General features: G+C 63.1%; 18 protein-coding genes and 1 riboswitch. Of the genes, 6 read left to right on the top strand and 12 right to left on the bottom strand.

Going from position 1 to position 25,629, the window contains the following annotated elements; all coding sequences use genetic code 11:
* Positions 1–28 precede the first annotated feature (28 nt).
* On the bottom strand, positions 29–1,657 hold the full coding sequence (locus SSA02_RS10230; RefSeq protein ID WP_147093991.1) for an NAD(P)/FAD-dependent oxidoreductase: 1,629 nt from the start codon (positions 1,655–1,657) through the stop codon (positions 29–31).
* Between the two features lie 51 nt (positions 1,658–1,708).
* On the opposite strand from SSA02_RS10230, the gene SSA02_RS10225 reads away from it, so the two are divergent.
* Positions 1,709–2,029 (top strand): hypothetical protein, encoded by a 321-nt coding sequence (locus SSA02_RS10225; RefSeq protein ID WP_147093990.1) that lies wholly within the window; start codon positions 1,709–1,711, stop codon positions 2,027–2,029.
* 61 nt (positions 2,030–2,090) lie between these two features.
* On the opposite strand, the gene SSA02_RS10220 is transcribed toward SSA02_RS10225, so the two are convergent.
* The 3 genes from SSA02_RS10220 to SSA02_RS10210 all read right to left on the bottom strand — a co-directional run bounded on the left by SSA02_RS10220 (position 2,091) and on the right by SSA02_RS10210 (position 5,448).
* Positions 2,091–3,113 (bottom strand): glycosyltransferase domain-containing protein, encoded by a 1,023-nt coding sequence (locus tag SSA02_RS10220; RefSeq protein ID WP_147093989.1) that lies wholly within the window; start codon positions 3,111–3,113, stop codon positions 2,091–2,093.
* A gap of 299 nt (positions 3,114–3,412) precedes the next feature.
* Positions 3,413–5,080, bottom strand: a complete 1,668-nt coding sequence (locus SSA02_RS10215) for a M28 family metallopeptidase (protein WP_186807768.1) — start codon at positions 5,078–5,080, stop codon at positions 3,413–3,415.
* A gap of 44 nt (positions 5,081–5,124) precedes the next feature.
* A complete protein-coding gene (locus tag SSA02_RS10210; RefSeq protein WP_147093987.1) occupies positions 5,125–5,448 on the bottom strand; it encodes a helix-hairpin-helix domain-containing protein in 324 nt (107 codons plus the stop codon).
* 498 nt (positions 5,449–5,946) lie between these two features.
* Here SSA02_RS10210 and SSA02_RS12935 point away from each other — a divergent pair, with 498 nt between their 5' ends.
* The 5 genes from SSA02_RS12935 to SSA02_RS10185 all read left to right on the top strand — a co-directional run bounded on the left by SSA02_RS12935 (position 5,947) and on the right by SSA02_RS10185 (position 12,049).
* Complete coding sequence (locus SSA02_RS12935; protein WP_371859212.1) at positions 5,947–7,068, top strand: cation diffusion facilitator family transporter; 1,122 nt, start codon at positions 5,947–5,949, stop codon at positions 7,066–7,068.
* On the top strand, positions 7,062–7,961 hold the full coding sequence (locus SSA02_RS10200; protein WP_147093985.1) for a cation diffusion facilitator family transporter: 900 nt from the start codon (positions 7,062–7,064) through the stop codon (positions 7,959–7,961). Before SSA02_RS12935 ends, SSA02_RS10200 begins: the two co-directional genes overlap by 7 nt.
* A 200-nt stretch (positions 7,962–8,161) precedes the next feature.
* The gene (locus tag SSA02_RS10195; RefSeq protein ID WP_147093984.1) at positions 8,162–9,580 is read left to right on the top strand and encodes a chloride channel protein; all 1,419 of its coding nucleotides are present in this window, start codon (positions 8,162–8,164) and stop codon (positions 9,578–9,580) included.
* An 86-nt stretch (positions 9,581–9,666) separates the two neighbouring features.
* Complete coding sequence (locus SSA02_RS10190; protein WP_147094143.1) at positions 9,667–10,665, top strand: LLM class flavin-dependent oxidoreductase; 999 nt, start codon at positions 9,667–9,669, stop codon at positions 10,663–10,665.
* A gap of 370 nt (positions 10,666–11,035) precedes the next feature.
* A complete protein-coding gene (locus tag SSA02_RS10185) occupies positions 11,036–12,049 on the top strand; it encodes a glycosyltransferase family 61 protein (RefSeq protein ID WP_147093983.1) in 1,014 nt (337 codons plus the stop codon).
* Positions 12,050–12,185: 136 nt separating this feature from the next.
* Here SSA02_RS10185 and SSA02_RS10180 read toward each other — a convergent pair whose 3' ends face one another.
* From SSA02_RS10180 to SSA02_RS10145, 8 genes are all read right to left on the bottom strand, one after another.
* Positions 12,186–14,018 carry a glycoside hydrolase family 15 protein gene (locus SSA02_RS10180; RefSeq protein WP_147093982.1) on the bottom strand — a complete coding sequence of 611 codons (1,833 nt, stop codon included), beginning with the start codon at positions 14,016–14,018 and terminating at the stop codon, positions 12,186–12,188.
* Between the two features lie 76 nt (positions 14,019–14,094).
* The gene (locus SSA02_RS10175) at positions 14,095–15,567 is read right to left on the bottom strand and encodes a carbohydrate porin (protein ID WP_246103841.1); all 1,473 of its coding nucleotides are present in this window, start codon (positions 15,565–15,567) and stop codon (positions 14,095–14,097) included.
* 214 nt (positions 15,568–15,781) lie between these two features.
* A complete protein-coding gene (locus SSA02_RS10170) occupies positions 15,782–18,343 on the bottom strand; it encodes a TonB-dependent receptor plug domain-containing protein (RefSeq protein WP_147093980.1) in 2,562 nt (853 codons plus the stop codon).
* A 58-nt stretch (positions 18,344–18,401) separates the two neighbouring features.
* On the bottom strand, positions 18,402–18,971 hold the full coding sequence (locus SSA02_RS10165; RefSeq protein WP_147093979.1) for a histidine phosphatase family protein: 570 nt from the start codon (positions 18,969–18,971) through the stop codon (positions 18,402–18,404).
* Complete coding sequence (locus SSA02_RS10160; protein ID WP_147094142.1) at positions 18,968–20,317, bottom strand: cobyrinate a,c-diamide synthase; 1,350 nt, start codon at positions 20,315–20,317, stop codon at positions 18,968–18,970. Before SSA02_RS10160 ends, SSA02_RS10165 begins: the two co-directional genes overlap by 4 nt.
* A 142-nt stretch (positions 20,318–20,459) precedes the next feature.
* Positions 20,460–23,801: a cobaltochelatase subunit CobN gene (cobN, locus tag SSA02_RS10155; RefSeq protein WP_147093978.1), complete on the bottom strand. Its 3,342-nt coding sequence runs from the start codon at positions 23,799–23,801 to the stop codon at positions 20,460–20,462.
* 3 nt (positions 23,802–23,804) lie between these two features.
* Positions 23,805–24,821 carry a cobalamin biosynthesis protein CobW gene (gene cobW / locus SSA02_RS10150; RefSeq protein WP_147093977.1) on the bottom strand — a complete coding sequence of 339 codons (1,017 nt, stop codon included), beginning with the start codon at positions 24,819–24,821 and terminating at the stop codon, positions 23,805–23,807.
* A 9-nt stretch (positions 24,822–24,830) separates the two neighbouring features.
* A complete protein-coding gene (locus SSA02_RS10145; protein WP_147093976.1) occupies positions 24,831–25,235 on the bottom strand; it encodes a DUF1636 family protein in 405 nt (134 codons plus the stop codon).
* Between the two features lie 122 nt (positions 25,236–25,357).
* Positions 25,358–25,563: riboswitch (cobalamin riboswitch) on the bottom strand.
* Positions 25,564–25,629: the final 66 nt, after the last annotated feature.

The raw sequence follows: 25,629 nt of genomic DNA, 5'->3' as shown, positions 1-25,629 counted from the left end.
AGCACGATCCGGATCCGTCTCCCGCGCCTCAGTCCGCAGCGCGCGAGGCGGCGATCACCCATTCGGCGGCGCGTATTCCATCGATCCCCGCGGACAGGATTCCACCTGCATAGCCCGCCCCCTCTCCCGCCGGAAAAAGCCCCTGCAGGCCGGGGCATTGTCCGTCTTCCGCCCGCGCGATGCGTATCGGCGAGGACGTGCGGGTTTCGACCCCGGTCAGGACGGCATCGCCCATGGAAAAACCGCGCAACTTCCTGTCGAAGGCCGGTAGCGCTTCGCGAATGGCCGCCACAGCGAAATCCGGAAGGCATTGTGCCAGATCGGCAGGCGTGACCCCCGGCTTGTAGGACGGCACCACCTCGCCCAGAGCAGTCGAGGCCCGACCCGCGAGGAAATCCTCGACCCTTTGCGCCGGTGCCCTGTAATCGCCGCCTCCGGCGAGAAAGGCCGCACGCTCCCAGCGGCGCTGGAAGGCCACGCCGCCAAGCACATCGCCCGGATAGTCGCGCTCGGGCGAAACCTCCACAACGATTCCGGCATTGGCGTTGCGTTCGGCGCGCGAATACTGGCTCATCCCGTTGGTCACGACCTGGCCCGGCTCGCTCGTGGCAGCCACGACCGTTCCTCCCGGACACATGCAGAAGGAATAGACGGCGCGACCATTGCTGGCATGATGGACGAGCTTGTAATCGGCGGCTCCCAGAAGGGGATGACCGCGCTGGTCGCCAAAGCGCGCGCAGTCGATGAGCGATTGCGGATGCTCGATACGGACACCGATGGAAAAGGGCTTGGCCTGCATGGGAACGCCAGCCGCATGGAGCATCCCGAACGTATCGCGCGCGCTGTGGCCGACTGCCAGAATCGCATGATCGGTTTCGAGCACAGAGCCATCGGAGAGTCGCAATCCCTTGAGGCGGCGCGAAACACCCTCGGTGATCAGCCCGTCCACGCGCGTTCCGAACCGGTATTCCCCGCCCAGAGACTCGATTTCAGCCCGGATATGTTCGACCATGGAAACGAGCCGGAACGTTCCGATATGGGGCTTCGATACATAGAGGATCTCTTCCGGCGCGCCCGCCTTCACGAATTCTTCCATGACCTTGCGGCCGAGATTGCGCGGGTCGCTGACGCCGCTATAGAGCTTGCCGTCCGAAAACGTGCCTGCCCCGCCCTCTCCGAACTGGACGTTGCTCTCGGGGGTCAGTTCGGAGCGACGCCAGAGGGCAAAGGTATCGACAGTACGTTCGCGCACGATCTTGCCGCGTTCGAGGACGATCGGCCTCAGACCGGCCTGGGCGAGAATCAGTGCCGCCATGACCCCGCAGGGTCCCGCGCCGATGACCACGGGCCGGGTGGCTTCGCTCCCGCCCCTGCCTGCCCGGGGCGGGGCTTTCGGCAGGACATAGCGCGTTTCGGGCGCGGGGAGGATATTAGGCGTGTTCTCATGCCGCGCGAGGAGGGCAGGCTCGTCGGCGAGACGACAATCCACGCTATAGACCAGGACGATTTTCCCGCGTTTGCGGGCATCGTAGCCGCGCCGCACGATCGTATGCGCAAGCAGCGCCTCGGGCGCGACACCGAGGCGCGCAAGAATGGCCTCGACGAGCGCCGTTTCGTCGTGATCGAGGGGGAGTCTGAGTTCGGTAAGCCGGATCATTCCGGCTGGAAGTCACGGAGCGTGGGGTCTTGTCAAGAAAATAGGAGATGAGTGCCGCATTGCTTCCCGGAATGGAGCGGCCCGGTCGTGATCCCGCGCCAGAACGGTCTGACGCAAGGGAGGATCCGGATCGGGCCGAACGGAGGATATTGCCCGACGGACCGTATCCTCTCCGTCCGGCCCGAGCCGGTTCCCGGAGTCATCCCGGGTCATCCCGGCAAGACGCATCGCGAAGGCAGCGATCCATGCCTGTCACGACGCCAGAATGCGATTGCGATGCCGGGTCGCCTCACATCGGGCAATCCCGGACATGGAACCGGAGGAGGAACCCGGACCCGGCATCACCGGAGGGGGCCGGGATCCACCGTTTGACGTGTCATCCGGCCAGTCTTGCATCTGCCCTTTTCCTGCATCTGCCCTCTTGCGTTGGAAATCAGAGATTGTAGAAATACTCGAGTATGTTCGTCGTGCTCGCTCGCAGATGCGCGTCGCAGATATCGCGCGTTTTGAGGGGAAGAAATGCGAACGTCTCATCCGGGAAAAACGTCTGAAGCACGGTCTGTACGTTCGAGGTTCTGATGATTTCCCAGCCATCGACCCGGTGATGACCGGCCGCCAGGTTGAACTCCGGAGAAATCGTCACGACTCTGCCGTCGCCGGTCATAAGGCAGGAATTGCCGGACGGCGCGGAAAGGAGAAACAGGATTTTCGGGGAGCGATGCTCCGTGAGTGCGAAGCGACCTTCGTCATACGCGACATATGCCCCGGCTGCGGTTTCGACAACTCTCAGAAGCAGGTCGGGGTTTCGATTCAGCGTAAACAGATCGTTGTAGAATCTGAAGAAATCCAGATGATGCCTGTTTCCATTGAAATGAAGAACCGGAATACGCCTGAGATTTTCATCGAATATCGACGACCCGCGTATAGATATATTGTCGATATTTCCGACCACGGATTTGAAAACAAGATTGTCGTGGTCCACCCGGATACGAAGGGTCTCGTTCACGACCATGACATCCTGGATGGCCAGCTGATCGTCGTCGCTCCCGATTTCCCTGGCGTGAGCCACCGACTCCCTGAGCAGTTCGAGTGCTGCCCAACCATAGGCAATCCATGCTCCGGCATTGGGATAAGGTGCGGGATGATCGTTATGGAAATAGTCCCGGATCAGGCGCCGGTCCTCAGTTTCGGGCTCAGGGAAAAAATGGCTCTCACCGCTGATAAGGAAGTCGCAGTCGAATGCATAGAAAAGCGAGCACAATTCCTGACTATTGGCCATCACCATGATATCATGGGCATCGGTGAACATGACGACCGAATTTCTCAGGAGCTCGTTGCTCTCCAGCTCGTGTATGATCCACACGAATTTCTTGATGTGCTTGTAATCCCTGTCTCCATTCAATAGCCTGGGGCTATTTATGTAACGCAGACCGAGTGCTTCGGAACGAATCTGCAAATGATTATTGTCACCGTAAGGGTAACAAACAGTCATATGATACATGAAAGGAGACCTATCTTTGTTCTTCCGGTTTCTTCGAGCGTGTATAATGCAATCGGGAAGATAATTCTCTGATTTTTTGATTAAAATAAAAGGAGAAAGCGTTGTCGTACCTGCCGATCGGGCGGCGAGACAATCCAGCCGTCGAGCCAGATCGCATCTATGAACGACCGTGTCTCGACGCCGGAAAAGCAACATGATTCCGATTGAGGCAATACTCGCGCTGAGTGCTCATCCGGATCGGCCTCCCTCCCGCGCTAGAGCGCGGGGCGTTCGGACTCGGTTCGCTCGCGGATCGCCTTGAACTCCGAGCCCTGCTTCCAGCTCGGCCACATCCGGGAAAAAGCAAGGCTGCGCCCCACCTCGTAGAGCACAGCCGTATCCTCGGCCGCACCGCGCAGGTCCCAGTCGGGGCTCCAGGCATCGCAGGGCTGATGATAGCAGGCCATATAGCCGTCCAGCCATTTGCGCCCCGCCGCCACGCCGCCATCGACCAGATCGGGATAACCGGCCAGATCCATGATCGGCAGCACTGGCACCCCGGCCCGGGCGAACGGAAGATGATCTGCCCGGTAGAAGGCGCCCCGCTCCGGCAGAGCCTCCTCCTGCGTGGTGCGCCCCTGGGATTTCGCCATCGTCACGAAATCGTCCTGGAGGCTGTCCTGTCCGGCGCCGACGAGAAAGGCATTCCGCGACAATCCGGCCATCTGGAGAACATCGACCGTAAAATTGGCCACGGTTTTCGGCAGGCTCATCAGGGGATGCTCGACATACCATGTCGAACCGAGCAGCCCGCGTTCCTCGGCCGTCCAGGCGGCGAAGAGGAGGGTGCGATCGGGTTGCGGTCCTGCGCGAAAGGCGCGCGCGATCTCGAGAATGGCCGCGATGCCCGAGCCGTCATCGACCGCCCCGCGTCTGATGACGGTCTTGCCGTCGCGGGATCTGCTCCTGCCGAAAGCGTCCCAATGCGCGCCGTAGACGATGGATTCGTCCGGATGCACCTTGCCGGGAATCTTCCCGATCACGTTCCGGCTCTGGAGGGTATTCGTCGCTACCGCGAAATCCGCCGAGAAGGACGTATCGGGCAGGGTCACGGGGGTGAAATCGGGGCGGCGCGCCTGTGCGCTCAGCCGGTCGAAATCGAGCCCGGCACGGGCAAAGAGCTTGCGCGCCGCACTGCCCTCGATCCAGCCCCTCACCAGAAGGCTCTCGGGAGCACCGGAGTGCGCGATGTCATAGGCCTCTCCGCCGGGCGCGATCACCGTGCTCCATGGGTAGGAGGCGGCTTCGGTATCGTGCACGATCAGGGCTCCGACGGCGCCACGCCGGACCGCTTCCTCGTATTTATATGTCCAGCGGCCGAAATAGGTCATCGCCCGACCGCCGAAACGCCCCGAAACCGCGTCGCCGGGCGCGGCCCGGAAATCGGGATCGTTCACGAGAATGACGGCAATCTTGCCCTTGAGGTCGATCCCCTTGAAGTCGTCCCAGTCCCGCTCGGGGGCATGAACGCCATACCCCACGAACACCACGGGGGCATCGTCGATATGAATCCGGGCGGAGGGCGTATTCGTCGTGAGATAGACCTCACGGGTCTGACGATAGTCGAGAGGCTCCTTTTTCCCGGTCCTGAACAGGACCGATGCGTCCGGCCCGATCTTGGTATGGACCATCGGCACTTCCTGCACCCAGCTGCCGTTCTCGCCCGCCGGCTCCAGCCCGATCGCCTTGAACCGGGCGATCAGATAATTGACCGTACGTCCCGCTCCGATCGTGCCCGGTGCCCTTCCCTCGAAGGGATCGGAGGCGAGAACCCGTATCGTCTCGGACATGCGTGCAGGATCGATGGGCGCATAGAGCGCGTCCTGATGAGCATCCTGCGACGCAGCCGGGGCGGCATGAGCAGCATTGCCGATCAGTCCCATCGTCACGATAAGGCCGGACAGGACTGGCAGACGGGGTGGACGCATCAGGAATTCCTCACTGTTTCGGGGAGGGAGACGAAACTCCCGTTTTTCTGCCGTTCCTTGCGCCCGGGGGTGAAGTGCCACCAGTCGCATGCCTCACCCGTTCGCGCCTGATGAATTGCCGAGGCGAAAACATCGTGCACACATGGATCGTGACGAACCCCGGTTTCGACGCAAAGACGACGATAGAGGGTATCGGGCTCGCACAGAGCGAGTTGTGCCCGGTCGACAATCCCGAGAAAGGCAAGATCCCTGTACGCCGCGGGACCGATATTTCTCAGGGCGCGAAGCGCCGTATCCCCAGCTGGCGGGGCTTCGTCCGTCATTGCCGACGCCCTGCCCCGCCGGGGCTGGCTGCATCGCGCCGGACGGGCAAGACAGACCGCGCGGCGATGTCCCGCGAGGACACGGAAAGACGCGCTCGGCGCAGGTCATGCGAAAATGAATTCAAACGGGAAGCTCCAAAACAAAACTGTCCGGACGAACCGCGTGACGAAGGCGGCGCATCCGGTTTTCACGATCGCGATCAGGAACTCAGTCGGAATTCGGACTTCCCCCCCTCCCTCGCGACAGGCACAGGGCGAGATGCATACCACCCGACAGGCTCATTTAATTCAATCCTGAAATCGTCCTCTTTCGATGACAAACCCTTTCACTTCCGGGGGGCTGACCCGTTCTGCCCATGGCGGCGCAGCTGTCCCGGCACGGGTAGAGCCACGGCATTTTTCCCGTTCCGACATCGAAAGCGGCACGCTTCCCGATGGCGACACCGGGCAGGATGCCCTATATGCGGTATCTTACGACGATCTATCGAAAGCGAGCCCGTGGCCGGAAACGCGCACGACCATGCCCCTCCCCAGGAAACTGCCGATCCGCAACAGGATGCACCGGGCGGGCACACCCACGCCCCGGGGGCAGGATGCGCGGGCGCGGCGCACGAACATGAGCACCACGGGCACGATCACCATGGGCACGATCACCGCAGGCACGATCACGATGGTCATGGACATGGGCATGGGCATGGGCATGGGCATGGGCATGGGCATGGGCATCACGGGCACGTTCATGCACCGGCCAGCTATGGGGGCGCCTTCCTGATCGGCATGACGCTCAACATCGCCTATATCGTGGCGGAAACCGTCTGGGGCCTGCTCGCCCACTCGCTCTCCCTGCTTTCCGATGCCGGGCACAATCTTTCTGACGTATTGGGGCTCGGCGCGGCATGGCTTGCCCATTCCCTGGCCCGACGCGCGCCCACATCCCGCTTCACCTACGGGCTCAAACGCTCGACCATCCTCTCGGCCCTCGGCAATGCCGTGCTCCTGCTCCTGGTCACGGGCGGCATCATCTGGGAGGCGGTCATGCGCCTTGCGGATCCCGGTCCGGTCGCGGGTCGGGTCGTCATGATCGTCGCCTTCATCGGTATTCTGGTCAATGGCGGGACGGCGCTTCTCTTCATGCGCGGCGGCAAGGAGGACCTGAATCTCCGCGGGGCGTTCCTGCATATGGCCGCCGATGCCGTGATGTCCCTTGCCGTGGTGGTGACCGGGCTGGTCATCATGCTGACGGGATGGAGCCTGCTCGACCCGATCGTCAGCCTCCTCGTCTGCTTCTCTATCATCGTCGGCACATGGTCGCTCCTGCGGGCTTCGCTCGACATGGCGCTGGATGCCGTTCCCTCACGCATCGATCTGACCGAGGTCTCCCGCGCCCTGTGCGCCCTGCCCGGGGTCGAGGATCTTCACCACCTGCATGTCTGGCCTTTGAGCACGACCGAAACCGCACTGACGGTCCATCTCGTGAGCACCGCCTCCGTGACGGAGCAGGATGTCCTGTTGCGCGAGGCAGGGCAGCTTCTCCAGGCCCGCTTTCGCATCGGTCATGCCACATTCCAGATCGAGGCGCCGGGAGCCGAATATCCCTGCGCCCACACCGCCTCATGCTGAAACCTCCCGAGAAGATCCTGTTCGGCTGGCTCTCGCTTCTGGTGAGCCTCGTGGCGCTCGGCCTCAAATATATCGCCTGGCGGGTCAGCGGTTCGAGCGCGCTGCTTTCGGATACGCTGGAGACGATCATCAATGTCGCAGCCGCCCTCGGTGCCCTCTGGGCCCTGAACGTTGCCGAGCGCCCGGCAGACGACAACCATACCTATGGTCACGACAAGGCCGAATATCTCTCTGCCGTGACAGAGGCCGTTCTGGTGGTTCTGACAGCGATCGGGATTGCCTGGGTCGCGTGGAAGAGCTGGCTCGCCCCCAATCACGACATCGCACCCTGGCTCGGTATCGCGTTCAATGCGCTGGGCGGCGTGGTCAATCTCGCCTGGGGGCTCGTGCTCGTCCGCCAGGGGCGCCAAAGACGCTCTCCCGCGCTGACGGCCAATGGCCGTCATGTCATTTCCGATGTCTGGACCACGGTGGTTCTCGTTCTGGGAATCGCGCTCATCCCCCTTACGGGGTACACACGTCTCGACGCCATTCTCTCCGGACTGGTCGCCGTGAATGTCCTGCGCGTCGGCTTCGACATGATGCGTCAATCCATCGCGGGGCTGATGGATGAGGCTCCGGACCAGGAAACCCTTCACACCATCCGCAGCATCATTTCCGAACAGGCGACCGGCGCGATCGAGGCCCATGACATCCGCGTACGCACGGCGGGCAGCGTCAGCTTCATCGAATTCCACCTCGTCGTTCCGGGCGAGATGTCGGTCGCCATGGCCCATGATATCTGCGACCGCGTGGAACACATGCTGCGCAAGCATATCGGCCGGGCCATCATCCATATCCACGTCGAACCCGAGGAAAAGGCGAAGCAGACGGGCATTCCCGTTCTGGTGTGAGACACGCGCCCTCCGCCGGGTGCAGCCCCGGCGCGACACCGGCGGGAGGCTGGAATACCCCCGGCATGGAAGCGCGAACCTGACGCAATCTGCTTCGTTACGATCTTTTCAATTCCCCATTCCTTGACCAGCCGCACGGGGTGCTGGCAGGAGCGTCACAAACCGGTCGTCCCCTTCGACTCCCAGCCAGGCGAGAATCCATGCGCCCCAGCACCGCCTTGCGGCAGAGCAACCGCATACAGCACCTCCGTCGCACCGCACGACGCACCACGACACAGTGGCGTCGTACCCTTACCTGGTGGCTCGGGGCGATACTCGTCGGCGTCGTGGCCGTATCCTTTGCCGGCACGGCCGACTGGGCGGCGCGTGTCCGCGGGAGGATGGTCGGCTGGAATCCCTATGTGATGCTGATCGTGATCCCGAGCGGTCTTGCCTTCTCGACCTGGCTGACCCGTCGCTTTTTTGCCGGGGCACAGGGGAGCGGCATCCCCCAGACGATCGCGACGCTTCATATCGAGAATTTCTCGATCGTGAACCGTGTCCTCTCGCTGAAGGTCGCCTCCGCCAAGATCGTTCTGACCTGTTTCGGGCTTCTCGCCGGAGCCTCGATCGGACGTGAAGGGCCGACCGTACAGATCGGCGCGGCCATCATGCACGGATTTTCACGTCTTCTGGGCATTTCGAGTGTAGCGGCGCGGCGCGGCGCTATTCTTGCTGGCGGTGCGGCAGGCGTCTCCGCCGCCTTCAACACGCCGCTCGCAGGGATCGTGTTCGCCATCGAGGAGCTCTCCCATTCCTTCGAGCAGAAGACGTCGGGCACGATGCTGACCGGCGTGGTTCTGTCGGGTGTGACCGCCATCGCGCTCGTCGGAAATTATTCCTATTTCGGCCATACCGATGTGGATGTCCCGATCGGAACGGCATGGATCGCCGTGTTGACCTGCGGGATCGTCGGGGGGCTGGCCGGCGGCACGTTCTCCGCCATTCTGATCCGCTTCTCGAAGGGCCTGCCGGGACGGCTGGGTCGCGGGATCAAGGCACGCCCGGTGCTGTTCGCGGCCTCGTGCGGCGTCGTTCTTGCCGGTCTGGGTCTGGTTTCCCATGGGGCGACCTACGGAACGGGCTATACCCAGGCGCGCGAGATCATCGATGGTTCGGAGCATTATCCCGCCTCGTTCTTCATCCTGAAATTCGTGGCGACCGTGGTTTCCTACTGTTCGGGTATCCCCGGAGGGCTTTTCGCCCCCTCGCTTTCCGTCGGTGCCGGTATCGGAGGATGGATCGAGCAATATCTTCCGCACACGACTCCGGGCGCCGTCGTTCTTCTCGGCACGGTGGCCTATTTCTCCGCGGTGGTTCAGGCACCGCTCACAGCCACGGTCATCGTGATGGAAATGTGCGACAACCAGCAGGTCACGCTGGCGCTCATGGCGACGTCCTTCCTCGCTTTCGGCGTTTCGCGCATGATCTGCAAGCACGCGCTGTACGGGGCGCTGGCCGACAGCTTCATGGAAGCCGCGCACAAGACCGCACCCGAGCCGATCTATACGCGAGGGGAAACCACCCCGGCCGTCGAGGCGCTGGCGGAGGACGCAACCGCAGGCAAGGCGGATCGCTGAGCCGGGGGAGACACGCGGATACGCCCTTCATCGCGTCCGGTCATCCGGGGCTTTTCACGCGCCCTGTCGCTGCCCATATCGCGATGATGACACCGCTCTCCGTTCTCGACCTCTCTTTCATCCGCGAAGATGGCAGCGTCCGGGAGGCCCTGCTCGAATCGCGCGACATGGCCATTCGCGCCGAAGCCCTCGGCTTCAAGCGCTACTGGGTGGCTGAGCATCACGCCATGCCCGGCATAGCCTCTGCCGCGACGAGCGTGGTGATCGGTCATCTCGCCGCCGCCACGCGCCATATGCGTATCGGTGCCGGGGGCATCATGCTGCCCAATCATGCGCCCCTGACCATCGCAGAGCAATTCGGCACGCTCGAGGCCCTGTTCCCGGGGCGGATCGATCTGGGCCTGGGTCGTGCTCCCGGCTCGGATCAGCGCACGTTGCGCGCGTTGCGCCGGACGGGAGACAGCGCGGATCGCTTTCCCGAGGACGTTCTCGAACTCATGGCCTATCTCTCGCCGGAAGGGGATGCGGGCGGCGTCGTGGCCACCCCCGGGGCAGGATCGAACGTTCCGGTCTGGCTTCTCGGCTCATCGCTGTTTTCTGCGCAGCTGGCGGCGGCTCTGGGCCTGCCTTTCGCCTTTGCCTCGCATTTCGCGCCGCAGATGATGGAACAGGCCGTCCATCTCTATCGCAACACGTTCCGCCCCTCTGAGCATCTGGCCGCGCCCTATGTCATGCTGGCCATGAACGTGATTGCTGCGGACACGGCGGAGGAAGCGGACTTCCTCGCGACCTCACGCCGTCTGTTCGTAGCGGCGCTGCGACAGGGCCGACCGGGGCGTGTCCTGCCGCCCGTCCCGCCGGAAGATCTTCCCTGGTCGCGCGAGATCAGCACGCAGCTCGATACGGTGCAGGCGACGAGCCTGATCGGAACCCGGGAGCAGGTCGCAGAAGGAATGAAAGACTTCATGACACGCCATGCCCCTGACGAGGTGATGGTAAGCGTTCCGATCTACGACCCCGGCGCGCGCCTGCACGGGCTGACGCGCGCCCGCGAGGCCTGGACCCTCTCGGGTTACGCGACCTGAGAAGGCGCGCCCACCGACTGACCGATCCGGAACATGCACGCGATACGATCGCGATAAACCCGGGATCGTTTTTCCGATCCGACGCCGCGACGTCAATCCGGACGGTTCATCCCGTGAAAGGCCGGGGGCGGTAACGGACGGGGCCTGCCGCGGAAACCCCTCGGGAGACCCTGACAACACCGGGCGACCTGAACGACACGGGACGAAAACAGGTCTATAGTCACGATGTCTCAATGAATTGATTTATATATCGAACAAATCCATGATTATTCTTCGATAAGGAAGAAATAGTCACAGATCATACTCTCATGATGTCCTCGATGAGCCGCGCGGGATCGAGACATGGGGCCTCCCACCCGACCTGCCGCCAATGAAACATTCCCGGTTCGAAATCTGCGCACAGACCTTCGGACGCTCGATAAGGGCATATGGGTCACCTTCGGTCACGCTGCATCCGCAGGTGCTCGTAAAGCATGATTCGCTCTATAATACGTACGGCGGTCTGATCGCCCATTCCACTTACTGTACGGGCGAAGGTACCGACGGTCATTTCCACTATCATGTTTATGCGCCGGATATCATAGACCCCGTTCCCCATAGCGCTACCGGACCGTCAGGCAGTTTCTGGATCGGTTATTTCCATACGCATTTCGGCCATTTCCTGACCAGCACCTTGCAACGATTGTGGTATCTGAAAGCGACCGATCGGCATTTCGAATATTTCACATGCGTCAATTACGACGAGGTTTCCGGTCGCAACGACGCGTTCATATCGAAAATATTCGATATTCTGAAAATCGACGAAGGAAAGATCCTGAATGTCAGGGACTTGTCTTCCTTGCACGATATCGTCGTGGCTGAACCTGTTTTTGTCGAAAACAGCCATGCTTATCCTGCCTGGGCGGGGTTCATGCGCTCCATCGGACACTGTCTGACAGGGAAACGCGTCAGCCGCCCGAAAATGAATCCTCTCTATCTGAGCCGGGACCGGGTCAGATCGGCAACACGCCGGTATCTGGGGGAGGACATGCTTTGTGAAGCACTCGAAAGAATGGGCGTCGATATCTGCCATCCCGAAGAACTGCAATTCCAGGATCAGATAAATCTATGGAGCGAGTACGATATCGTCATCGGATTCTCCGGGTCGGCCTTCATCAACAGCATCTTCTTCGGAGGCAAACATATAATCATCCTCAATCATGACGATTATATCTTCGGCACACAGAGAATGATCGACTCGGAAGCCCGGAATCGATCCCTCTATCTCAATACCCATGCCTATCTGCAGAAAACCTCCGATCCTCATGAGACCTACGAGATCACCGAGCCTGACAGGCTGGCGATCGATCTCGTGAGAATCGTCCAGACACTTACGCGGAACTGAGCGTTCTGCCGCGCGGAGCGCCGTGACGATCCCGACAGGGGAGCCCGACAGGGGAGCCCGACAGGGGAGCCCGATATGGACTCCCGCGGCCCGAATCTCCCGCAACGACTGGAATGTGCCGGCTTGCAAGAGCGCATCAGGGGAGATCGAACGCTTTCATCCGGTCGCCTGCCAGAGCACAGGCCGCATGGACGATACCGAGATGGCTCAGGCCCTGAGGCGTATTGCCCAGATACATGCCGGTATCGGGGTCGATCATCTCGGCGATGGTCCCCGTATTCTTCGGAAGTGCCTCCAGGAATGCCGCGAACATGGTCTCGGCTTCGTCCTTGCGGCCGAGCAGCGCCAGCGCCTCGACCACCCAGCAGGAACAGGCGAGAAAGGCGCCTTCTTCCTGCTGCATCCCGGTATAGCGATAGATGAAGGGGCCGCGACCGAGCTGCTTGCGTACGGCGTCGAGGGTGGAGAGCATGCGCTCCTTCCGGTCGATACCGAACGGAACGGCGAGCGCGATGGACGCATCGAGCTCGTCGGAACCCGCGTAGAAACTATAGGCCTGGTGTTTCTCCGACCAGCATTCCTTGTCGATATAGTCGAGAATACGCTCCTTCTCGCGCGTCCAGCGCGGCACGCGATCCCTGGCGAGATGCCCCCGTTCCGCCATCTGGCAAGCCCGGTCGAGCGCCTGCCAGCAACTGACCTTCGACATCGTGTAGTGGCGATCCTCCATGAGTTCCCAGATCCCCGCATCCTTCTGCCGCCAGTGATCGGCACACAGATCGGCAAGGCCCGCGAGCAGCTGCGCCGTCTTCTGATCGAGAAGATTGCCGCGCGAAACGAACAGCGCTGCCGTCTCGAAGATATCGCCGTAAATCCCGTGCTGATGCTGTCCGGCGGCGCGGTTCCCGGTCACGACCGGATGGATGCCCCGATATCCGTCCACATCCTCGTAAAACGTCTCGTCCTCGACCTTGTCGCCGGAAAGACCGTACATCACGAGCGGTCCCTGCTCACCGAGATGATGCACCAGCCAGGCCAGAGCGGCCTTCACCTCGGCAATCGCGCCCAGCCTGACGAAGGCATTCGCGACATAGGCGGCATCGCGGATCCAGGCGAAACGGTAGTCCCAGTTCTTGCCGTCCCGCAGACGTTCCGGCAGGGAGGTGGTCGCCGCAGCGGCAATCGCGCCACTCGACGCATAGAGCAGAAGCTTGAGCGCGAGCGCGCTGCGTTTCACATGCCCGGCATAGGGGCCGTCATAGGACAGCGACTGGGCCCAGTTGCGCCAGGCGCGATCGCTCGTCTCGATACGCTCGTCGATCTGTTCGGGAGTCGGCACGGCAAGCGGCTCGTCCTGTGTCGCGACGAGCGCGACGAGCGCATGGGTCTTGTCTCCCACGATGATTTCCGCCTCGATGGCTTCATCGAGCTGACGCAGGATACGCATGTTGGGCGTATGGACGAGATGGGCCAGAACGGAGCCGATGTGATGCACGTCGCCGTTTTCGGTCGACTGGATCCATGGAGCGACCGTGCCGCAGCGCGTCCCCAGACGGAACCGGACCAGAAACGTGATACGCCCTGAAATCCCCTCGATGCGGCGTGCGAATTCGGTCCAGGGCAGACGCCCAGCAAAGGTACTGTTGAGGGATTCCGTGATCCGGGCCGAGCCGTGCTCCGTCTCGATCAGGGTCTCGAGCACGTTGCTGTCTTCGCGATATTGCCGTGTCGCGGTGAAGGGCGCCACAGGACGGATCTGGAAGAAACCGCCTGCGCGATGGAGAAGCCGGTCGAACATGGGTGGCGAGTCGAGATTGGGCACGCAGCACCAGTCGACGCTGCCATCGGGCGCGATCAGCGCCACGGATCGGCCGTCTCCGAGTGCCGCGTAATCCTCTATCGGCCAGAATCCGTCGAGCGGACCCTCGGGCGTGAGGGCATCGGCCAGTGCGGGAAGGCTGTGTGACATCGCGGGGAAACTCCTGATCGCTCATGCTGCGACCAGAAACAACCCAGACGATCCGGAAGTTTCTCCGGTAAAGTTTTCAGAATATTTCTATATGGCTCTTGAAGCCGATAACTGCCTGATTGTTGAGCTGCTTCTGCGCGCCCGGATTGAAGTAATACTGGAAATCGGGCGCGAAGGTAACGCCGCGCATCACATGGATCTGATAGAGCAGCTCGAGATTATAGGTGCTCGTCTGCGGAAAGAGGGATCCGTTGGGCAGGGGACGCCCCTGCATCGCATAGAGGCGCTGGGAGCGCGTCAGGGCGTCGGAGACATGTGTCCAGGAAAAATTTAGACCCAGCCCGTCGAGCGGCCGCGCCTTCCAGAACCCGCGATCGAGCAGGCCGATGGAAAGCTGGTCGGCACGGGTCTGCGTCTCGGGCTGATTGACATAGGCAACACCCAGAAAGGTGAGCCCTGCATCGGCTGCCTGCCCGGGATGATGATAGACCATCTGGTCGATCAGTCCCCAGGCCGCCCAGGCCCCGTGCACATCGCGCGGCGCAAGCCCGCTGAGCGCGAAGGGATTGCCGTTACCGTCGTAGTAATTGTCCTTGTGATCGGCGGTATCGTACACGAAACCCAGCTTGTAATGGCCCGGGAGCTCGTGATCGTGACCCAGCCTCGGCGACCAGATGAACTCGACCGGCATCGCCTGCCCGTCTATGTCGGCGCCATTGAACTTGAAGCCGGTACGCATCTGGGTATTGCCGTAAATGCCCTGCGTCTGGGTGAAATAGACGCCAAACTGGAAAATCGTCGTTTCGGAAGGACGGAGCCGGAACCGTATCGCCCAGTTGGAATCGGGATAGGACGCATGGGCGGTGTTATCGCTCGAGGCCTTCGGATTTCCGCAGAATGCATTGTTCATGAAGTTGCAGTAGAGCGGATTGGCCGAGAAATCGGAAAGAAACGACATCCGGCCCGCTGCGACGTCGAAACGGTCGTTGAAGAGCGTTTCTTCTCCATATGCGAAGACGAGATGGACGAACACATTGCCGCCCGCGCCGTAGATTTCCTGACTCGGGTTGAGATTGTCGCCGAACATCCGGCTGACCGGTATGCCGTATCGCCCGACGATCACGGCATGGGTCGCAAATCCCCTCCAGTCCGCCAGTCGTTCCCAGTCGATATCGCTCTCGACCGAGTATTGTCCGGCATTGCTCGCGCCCTTGCGCAGACCGAGCCCTCTGGTCGGCGCGTGAATCATTCCCGCCATCTCGTTGGTGTTGTCGAGAAGGAACGCGATACCGCGTTCACGGAGCCAGGAATTGACTCCGTGCGGATCGGTGAAGATGGCCTCGGGACGCGGCAAGGGGGCGACGGTTGTGTCGGCCTTCAGCACTGGGCGCGCAGCCTGGGCCTCGACCGCAGGGAAGGTTCCCGTTCTGATGGCGCCTATCTCGCCCGGCTTCGTCGGCGCCGGGAGATCGCCCTCTGCACGCGCGTGGCCGGAGAAAAACGTCAGGGCAAGGCATAATACGAGGCGACGCAGAACGGTCAGAGACACTCTTGATTCAAGCTCCCGATGGCTGGATGAACGAGTTGTAAGAACTTCGTCAGGCGTTTTGGAACCCGCCCGGGAGAGAATTTTTGTTTCAGGCCGTATGCGGCTTGTCACGACCGCGGAAAACCGGGGGTTTCCGGCGGTCGCACATGCGTGACAAATCATGACCGGGACGGCAATCATCCGCCGAACCCGGAGATAACGTTAATCTTCGCCGTCAGAGATCGTAATTCACCCGGAAATAATAGTAGCCACCGTTAATCCCGAGCTGCGAAGTGCTCATGTAATACTGGGGGGCGCCAAGATAGCGGTTTCCGTCCGGCACGCGTGTCGGATAGGCGGAGAAGATATTGTTACCGCCGATCGTCGCCGTCCAGCGCGGTGTCACGCGATAGCTCACATCCAGATTGGTCGTCCATTTCGGCTTGTTCTGATATTCGAGGAAATGGGTCGTGCTGAACTGGTTCGGCCCGGGCGCATAATAGGTGAGCTGGTTGGTCGTCTGACCCCAGCGGATCTCGTGCAGGCCGATCGTCCATTTCGCATGGGTCCAGCGACCGCCGAAGATGATCTTGCTGCGCGGATAGGCCGTGGTGAGATAGGCGACGGCCGAGGCGTTGAGCAGGGGTGCCCCCGTCAGCGGGTTGGTCGTCTGATGCGACAGGCGGGTCCGGTTGAGGTTGATCGCCGCATCCCAGTCGATCCGGCCGTAAGGGCCGAGACGGGTCAGATAGGTGGCCGTGATATCGATGCCCTGGGTGCGCGTGCTCGCCACATTGGCGAACCAGTTCGCCGTGATCGCGCTCTGGTTCCAGCTTCCGATATCGGAAGGCAGGGCAAAACCGTTCTGCTCCATCGCGTTGATCGCGGTCGCGCCGGAGATATTGCCTCCCGGCATGATCCTGTCACGCATGTTGATCTGATAGACATCGGTCGTGACATGCAGATTGCGGATCGGCTCGACGATGAACCCGCCTTCCGCATTGGTCGAACGCTCGGGCTTCAGCCCGGAGGAGCCATTGGCAAGTGCCCCGGGAGAACCGGCCCCGATCAGACCGCGCGCTGCCGTCGGCGAGATATTGAGGGCGGAATAGTATTTCTGGGCGAGTGTCGGCGCGTGAAAGCCGTTGCTGATCGTCCCGCGCAGGGCGATACGCTTCGTGATGTCGTAACGCAGCGAGACCTTGCCGTTTTCCGTGTTTCCGACATCGGTATAATGCTCGTAACGCCCGGCCAGATCGAGCTGGAGCCCTTTTGCAAGGGTCGTTGCGATGTCGACATAGCCTGCCGTCACGTCGCGGCTGTAATTGCCTGCATTGCCCGGATTGGTTCCAGCCAGGGCATCCGACCCGCTGCCATAGAGCGAATCCGGCGATCCCGTGCCGACCGAATATCCCTCGTAGCGATAGGAGGCGCCGCCAGCCACGTTCACGCTCTGCGGCCAGCCGCTGAAGGTGAATTTCCTGCTGAAATCGAAATCATTCGTCCATTGCTGGTTGTTGAAACCCTGCACGTCGAAAGATGTGGGCGTACGGCCCGTCGCCCGGTTGAGCGAGAGATTGACCGAATTGATCAGGCCGATATCGTCGTAATCGCGCCCGTAAACACTCGACACGTCCCAGTGCCAGCCGTGAAAAACACCCTTCACCCCGGCCTTGAGCTCGTAATCGTTCTCGTTGAGCGTCTCGAGCGGCGAGTAGCCCCACGGATAGATCGCCTGATATTCCGGATAGGCCCGAAGCGACGAAGCCAGACGGTAGTTCTGGTACGACTGTGCGGCACGATGCGCGTAGGTACCCATCGCATAGGCCTGGATATCGTCGGTGATGTCGTAACCGGCATTGATGGCCACGCTCTCGCGCGTCTGTTCGGGCTGGCTCAGGATGTTGTTCTGATAGGTTCCGGTGCGATTGTCGGGCGCGCTGCGATAGGTGTGATCCTGATGCACGAAATCGCCACTGACATGCACGAAGCCCCGGTTGCCGAGCCCGGCACCGCCATCGAGATAGACGCCCTGCTGGTAGCCGTCGCCTTCGGAGGTGATGCCCGTAATGTTCTGCGCGTGGAAACCGCGCGCCTGTTTCTTGAGGATGATGTTCACGACCCCGGCGACCGCATCCGAGCCGTACTGCGCCGATGCGCCGTCGCGCAGCACCTCGACATGATCGATGGCGGCCATCGGAATCATGTCGATATCGGGCGCGGTTGAGCCCTGCTGCGGTCCCGGGTTGGAATAGATATTGGCTGTCGTGTGACGGCGCTTGCCATCGACCAGAACGAGGGTCTCGTTCGGATTCAGCCCGCGCAGGCTGATCGTGTCGGTCATGGCGCCCGCATCGAACCCGGCGGTCGGTGTCGTGAGCGAAGGCAGGATGAGGCTCAGGGCATCGCGCAGCGTGCCCTGACCGGTCGCAGCGATCTGCTTGCGCGAGACGATATCGAGCGGTGCGATGGAATCGCGGGCCTTTTTCCCGATCTCGCGCGTCCCCGTGACCACGATGGCTTCGCTTCCGCCGTCCACCTCACCGGCAGCTCGGACGGGCGCCGCATGAGAATGCCCCCGACCGGAAGACGAAGATGCACCCCGCGATCCCGTCGCAGAGGCATCGGAAGAAGAGCGGGCTCCGGCCTGTACTCCGGTCCGGGTCTGTGCCTGGGTCTGTGTCTGGCCTTGCGCCTGTGCCACGCCCCCGCAGGACACCAGACACGTCGTGGCAACGAGGGCGAGCGCCCTCCTGCGTGTGTCCGATGGCGAGAGAAGACGAGCGCGTGGCAGCATGACAAACCTAACTTGTGATTCAGGATTGCGTCATTCCTGTTTCTTCCGTTTCAGTTTGTCAACGGAGCGCAAGCGTCTCGATATTCATACCACGATCGTTGTTGAAAAAATACAACAGACGGCCATCGCCCTGTGCCGGGGCCCGATCGCTCATCCGGAAGGCGCGTTTCTCCGCCAGCGCGAGCAGGACGCGCAACGGACCGCCATGGGTTACGACCCGACAGGATTGTCGATGGGCCAGACGCTCCTCCCAGAACGCCGTGACCCGTTCGATGAGCGTCCGGACGGCTTCTCCGCCACCGGGGCGATAGGTCAGGGGGGCGCCAGCCCAGGTATCGAGTGCCTCTCGCGGCACCTCCTCCCAGCGTTTTCCCTCCCAGCATCCGAAATCCAGCTCCGCCAGACGCGGATCGACCGAAACGGCGCGCCCCTCCTCCGCCCCGAGACGCGCAGCCGGGAGCCTGCAACGCGAGGCAGGCGATGCGAAGATCGGCCCCTCCCCCGTCCAGCGGGACAGACAGCGCTCCCAGCCCGGAGCGAGAGGCACATCGAGCCGCCCGTAACAGCATTCCGGCCCGGTGACGACCGGCGGATGACGCACAAGCAGCATCGAGAAACCGGATGTCACGACCGGTGCGCCAGCATATGGAAAAACGTGCCCGACACACGGGCCCTTTGTCCGCCAGCCGGGCCGAGGGGGCTCCCTTCCCCGTCGAACAGGGTCGCGAACGGCGCATCCTGCCCGGGATCGACGACGCGGGCATAATGAAACTCGTGACCGCGCAGCACCCGTCCTGCCGGACCGAGGAGCGTATCGTTCAGCAGATGAGCCTCGCGATATCCCAGCGCCATCTTGCGGCGGGCGAAAGACGTGCCATGCGAAAGCAGGCCGAGCATGGCATGGGTCGTGCCGGAGGCATCCTCCAGGCTCGCGCCGAGCACCATGTATCCACCGCATTCTCCATGGACCGGCCGTGTCTGCGCGAAGGCTCTCATACCGTCGCGAAAACGCTCCGCCCCGGCGAGACGCCCTGCATGGATCTCGGGGTAACCGCCGGGCAGCCAGCAGCAATCGGCCCGTTCATCGGGCCCCTCATCGGCCAGAGGCGAAAAAGGCAGGATCTCGGCGCCCGCAGCGCGCCAGTCCTGCGCGAGATGTGCGTAGAGAAAGGAAAAGGCGGCGTCATCGGCCAGGGCGATGCGCTGACCCGGAGGGGGGACGAACCCGTTTTCCTGCGCTCTTTCTCCTTGCCGCCGGTTTTCCGGTCTCCGGGGTTCCGCCGGGAGTTCTGCCGGGAGTTCTGCCGCTTCGGCAAGGATCGCGTCGAGATCGAGCTCCTTTTCTGCCTTGTCTGCCAGGAGCGAGAAGAAACCGGGCAGATCGCCGCGCTCCCGGGCCTGAACCAGACCGAGATGACGCTCCGGAAGGGCGATTGCCGCGTCGCGCCGGAAAGCGCCGAGACAGGGCAGACGCAAGGCATCGCGACACAGGGCCTCGTGACGCGCCGACCCCACATGGTTGAGCACGACGGCGCGCACCGCCACGCGGTCCGACCAGCGCGCCATGCCCTCGGCCACGGCGCCGACGCTTTGCCCCTGCCCGCGCACATCGAGCACGAGAAGCACCGGAATACCGAAACGGGCCGCGATATCGGCAGCTGCGCCGCGCGCGCCTTCCGGTCCGGTCAGCCCGTCGAACAGACCCATGGACGATTCCACGATCAGGAGATCGGCATGGCGCCCGGCCTGTGCCAGCCGGGCCTGAAGCAGCCGGGTCCGCAGGGCATCGGGCGACATCGCCCAGCTGTCGAGATTGCCGCAGGCCTGTCCGGTCGCGGCTTCATGAAAGGCCGGATCGATATAATCCGGCCCGGTCTTGAGCGCCCGCACGACGAGCCCCCGGCGACGGAAGGCACTGAGCAGGGCAAGGGTCAAAGTGGTCTTGCCCGAGCCGGAACGCGGCGCAGCCACCATGAGAACCCGGGTCAAGAGCGCAGACCTGTCATGTTCCGTCCTTTCATGCCGCGCGTCGCGGCGGTGTCCGTCATTCCTGTCGAGACCTCCTCCATAAGGGCTTCGTGCGGGAGGGATTCGGCAGAGGGCAGTTCCGGTTTGCTCACGGCGGTGCCGATCCGGGCGTCCCTTCAGGCTGGCTCGCGCATGAATCGAGCAGGAAAGCCGCATCGTTGCTGCGCGGATGCCACAGACCGCGCTGCATGAGATCGCGGAATCGCGCGCGCATGTCGGCGAGTGCCTCGGGGTTGTGCCGGGCAAGGAAGGCCAGACAGGACTCGTCTGCAAGCGTTGCAGAAAAGGCGAGATCGATCTGAGGATCGAGACGCTCCGGCAGCGTCGCCGCATAGGCCGCCAGAGCTGCGATGCCACGGGCGATCTCTGCCGCACCGCGATATCCGTGACGCTTCATCCCCTCGATCCAGCGCGTATTGCTCAGCCTTCCGCGTACGATCCGGGCCACTTCCTGTGCCACCGGACGCAGAACCGGACTGCCCGCCCGGCTCGTATCGCCATGCCAGAGCCGGGGTGCATTTCCCAGGCTGGCCGCCGCTGCTGCGAGCCCTCCTTCATGGGCTGCCGTATCCACCCCGTCGAGCAGATCGGTCTCGGCATGATCCTGGATATGCAAGAGCACATCCGCCCGGGCCAGCTGCGCCTCGAAACCGGCGCGATCGCTCTGCCCGTCACGCCCGCCGCCATAGCTCCATTCCGACCCGGCGAGATAGAGCGCGCCCAGACCGGTCCTGTCGCGCCATGCGCCGGATGCGAGGCTTTCCTCGAGGCCGGTTCCGTAAGTGCCCGGGGCAGCGCCGAAAACGCGCGCCGCCCCGGGTTCGCTCACGAGCGGATTCCATGAAGCGGCCTCGTCCCGCTGCCCCACGGCGCAGCAGGCCTGGTCGAACAACGCGACAAGCCCGGGAAAGGCGTCGCGAAACAGGCCGGAAATACGCAACGTTACCGCAACGCGAGGCCGGTCCAGCACCGCGAGGGGGACGATCTCGAACCCGCTGATCCGCCCGCTGGTCGCATCCCAGTGCGGTTGCACCCCCATGAGCAGAAAGGCGAGTGCGATCTCCTCCCCGCCCGTACGCATCGTCGCGCTCCCCCAGAGATCGAGCACGAGATGACGCAGCGCGTCGCCCTCTTCCTGCAGATGGCGCGTCAGCAGGAGATCCGCAGTCTTGTGCGCGAGAAGCAGTGCCGACCGGGTCGGGAGCGTGCGCGGGTCGATCGTCGTCAGGTTCCGCCCCGTCGGCAGCACGTCCAGACGTCCGCGAGTCGGCGCTCCCGATGGTCCGGAGGGGACGAAACGCCCGTCGAGGGCGTCGAGCAGTCCGCGCGCCTCGCTTGCGGGACAGGCTGCAAGCCGGCTGGCCACAAGAGCCTTTTCCACTGCGGAAGAGTCGGCGATCGCCTCGATGAGCGCCTCCTGTCGGGGAGGGGTCCGTCCGAAAACATGAAGCCCGTCCCTGATCTGGAGATCCTTGACGTCGCAAAGATAGGCATCCAGACGTGCGAGCGCCTCTGCTTCGTCCCCGTCGGGCAACGCCGCACCGCTTTCGGCAAGGATGCCGAGATCGGCAGCGCGATCGAGAATCTGCCGGCGCAACAGCCCGCCGCGCTTGCGATCGAGCCCGTCGGCTTCGGCATATTCGTCGATCAGGCGCTCCAGCTCGGTCATTTCCGGTGCGAGACCGGCCCGCTGGACGGGCGGCGTCATGTGACCGAGCGTCACGGCCCCGAGGCGCCGCTTGGCCGACGCTGCCTCTCCGGGATTGTTCACGATGAAGGGATAGATGACGGGCAGACCGCCGGACAGAACGGCTGGGGCGCAGTCTGGCGACAGGGCCACGGCCTTGCCCGGAAGCCATTCGAGCGTTCCATGCGTGCCGAGATGGATCATGGCATCGATATGCCGGACCGATCCGAGCCACAGATAGAAACCGATATAATCGTGACAGGGCGGCAGATCGGGATCGTGATACCGGGCCTTGCGCTGCGCGTGCGTTCCGCGGCCGGGCTGCACGGCAACGAGCATGGAGCCGCATTCGAGCACGCGCACGGCCACCGGGTCCACGGGTTCCCCCCAGGCGGCAACCACCCGGTTCCGGAACGCCTCGGGCAATGTCGAGAAAGCGGCGCGATAGGCGGCCGCCGAAAGGATCGTCCCGGGGGTCGCCCGGCACAGACGCTCGGGCAGGGTCGCGGCTTCCGGCACGGACACCGCATATCCGTTATCGGCCAGGAGAGACGCTATGGCCGTCACGCTCGCCAATGCATCGAGCCCGACCGCATGGGCCGCCTGCCCCTCGGCGCCCGGATAATCCGACACGACCAGCGCCAGACGTCGCGCCTGCCGTGTCCTGGCGGCGAGCGTCACCCATCCCTGCGCACGAGCGACGATCTGCGCTATGCCCGGCATCCAGGGCTCGCGGCGGGCGGGCAGGCCGGGCGCCGCCTCGCCGCGGAACGAGACCGGAGCGGAGGCGAGCCTTCCATCGCGTTCGGGCAGGACGATCTGCATCGCCAGATCCGACTGGGAGAGACCGCGCATGGCGTTTTCCCAGGCCGGACGCGTCGTGCCGGGCTGGAGCAGCTGCAGGATCGTCACCCCTGCGGTCTCGAGCACGCAGCCCTCTCCCGCCTCTCCGCCCGACGCGAAGAACGTGGCGTTCAGGACGATGTCGGGAGGGCTCTCCTGCAGCCAGCCCCGCAGGAACGCGCGCGCTGAAGACGCCCGAAGCGAGGGCACATAGAGCAGATCGACCGAGAACCCGCCCGCGTACAATGCCTCGGCCAGCGCATCGATCCCTGCAAGATCGGCGGCAAGGAGATGGGCGCGATAGAACACGATCAGGGCCCGACGCGCCTGTGCAGGATCTGCCCCGTCGGGACGCTGGACGAGGCGGCGATAGAGGCCGCATTCGGGAAGGCGTTCGACCGTCTGTCCGGCATCCTCCCCCAATCCGGCGAGCGCGGTCATCAGGGACAGCGCACAACGCAGGTTCCGCGCGCCTCCCTCGCGGAACAGCGCATCCAGTCGCGTCCAACGGGCTTCGTCCACATTGGAGAGCTTCTGCAGCGCCGTATCCGGATGCGCTTCCCCGGTCACGAAGACCAGCCTGATATCCCGCTCACGGCAGAGGGCCCGCAATTCCTCGACGCCGTACCGCCAGTATTCGGTTCCGCCCAGCAGGCGCACGACCACGCAGCGCGCCTGCGAGACGGTCCGGTCCAGATAGAGATCGACCGACATCGGATGACCGAGACGGGCGAGAGTCGCCACTCTCAGGCTGGGGTCCCCCGGTCCGTGCACGTCCTCCATTCCGAGAAGATCGCTTTCGGAGAAGGAGAGCAGGACGAGATCGGCAGGATCGTGAGCGAGATCCTCAGCGATGTCCTGTCGTTCGAGATCGTGCGTTTCCCGGACCAGAAGATGCATGGATCAGACGGATCCGAAGCTGCGCTGCACAAGAAGGGGGTCGAGACCGCGCAATCCGATCACGACGAGCCGCCCGCTTTCGCCACGCGGGCCGGATTCGAACGCATGACGCATCCGTCCTCCCACAGCCTGAACGCCGAGCCGCAGCGCCTTGCCTGCCACGGGCACATATCCTTTCATGCGCAGCACGTCGTGATCGCGAACGACGCGGTCGAGACGCGAAAGAAACGCTTCCGTGCTTTCCTGCTCGGGAAGCTCCATGACGAAGCTGGCGAAATCGTCATGCTCATGATCCCCGGCACCGTCGTGATGCGACGGGCGGGCGGCCAGATCGTCCTCCGCCGCAGCGGAGAGGCCGAGCAGCACCGCGGGATCCACACGCCCCTCGCTCGCCCTGATCGTACGCACACGGCGCGGGCGGCGGGCCAGTGCCGTCTCCACGGCGGAAAGTGCCGCCTCGTCGAGCAGGTCCGTCTTGTTCAGGATGACGAGATCCGCCGAATCGAGCTGGTCCTCATAGACCTCCTCGAGCGGATTGTCGTGATCGAGCGCGTCATCCGCTTCGCGCTGCCTTGCGACCGCCTCGGGATCGTCGGCGAAACGGCCTTCGGCGACGGCAGGCGCATCGACGACCGTGATCACCCCGTCCACCGTCATCCGCGTCCGTATGCCGGGCCATCCGAAGGCCTTGAGCAGCGGCTTGGGCAATGCCAGACCCGAGGTCTCGATCACGATATGCTCGGGCGGATCGGACCGGTCGAGCAGGGCTTCCATCGTCGGTATGAAATCATCGGCAACGGTACAGCAGAGACAGCCATTGGTCAGCTCGACGATATCCTCTTCCGGACAGTTCGGAATGGCGCAGCCCCGCAGCGTCTCGCCGTCGATTCCGAGCGAGCCGAATTCATTCACCACGATGGCGATGCGACGCCCCGCCGATCTTTCGAGAAGATGACGCAGCAAGGTGGTCTTTCCGGCTCCGAGAAAACCGGTGATGATCGTGACAGGGATCTTGCTCATGGAACGCTTTCAGGATGACCCGGCCCGCAACGGCGCCGGAAAGGATGGCATACGACCCAGAACCACGTCACGCAGGCTTTCAGGGCGGCGTGACGGCATGACCGTTCCTGAGGTAGAGGCTGCATAGGCCCTGGCATAGACCAGAAGATCGCTGGCCGTTTCCGGTGCGAGATGCCCGAGCAGCCAGGACCATTTTCCCGGCATGGAGAGACTTGCCGTGCATCCCTGCCCGCATGCGGCCAGACAGCGCACGCCCTCGACGGTCACCTCCGACCCCTCGGCAAGGCGGGCGAGGGTCCCGTGCAGATCCTCGCCGCCTGCACGACAGGTGGTGCAGACATGGATGACGGGACCGGCCGGCGCAGGGATGCCGGACACGGAGGAGCCGGGAGCAGTTTCGTCGGGTTCGGACATGGCGGATTCCAGACCTTTTCCCGTCTCCGGGCAAAGGGGCGCAGGGATGATTGTCGGCCCGGGCCGACCCGCCGCATCGCCTGAATGCGGACCGTCACCTTCCGGGCACCCCGCCGGACGGTGAAATCAGAACGATGACGGCAGGTCTCCTGGCTCGGAAAAGCGGTTTCCCGAAGCCCCTCCCCCCTTCCCGGAGCATCGCTCCAGTGGGATCGCGGGAAGGGCGCTCTCTTCCATACAGTTGCGGGGGCAGCGCGGGACTGATGCCCGAAGGCACGAACCCGCTTCCCTTTTCACCCCTTGCGGGGCACCGTCTGCCCCTGTCTAGCAGCTCGGGGCGTGCCAGTGCAAAGCACACCGAACGATCGGCGCTAAGCACACCGTAGATCGACCG

The sequence above is a fragment of the Swaminathania salitolerans genome, from assembly GCF_007988945.1.
Classification (GTDB): Bacteria; Pseudomonadota; Alphaproteobacteria; order Acetobacterales; family Acetobacteraceae; genus Swaminathania; species Swaminathania salitolerans.
This window is presented reverse-complemented; position numbering and strand designations above follow the sequence as displayed.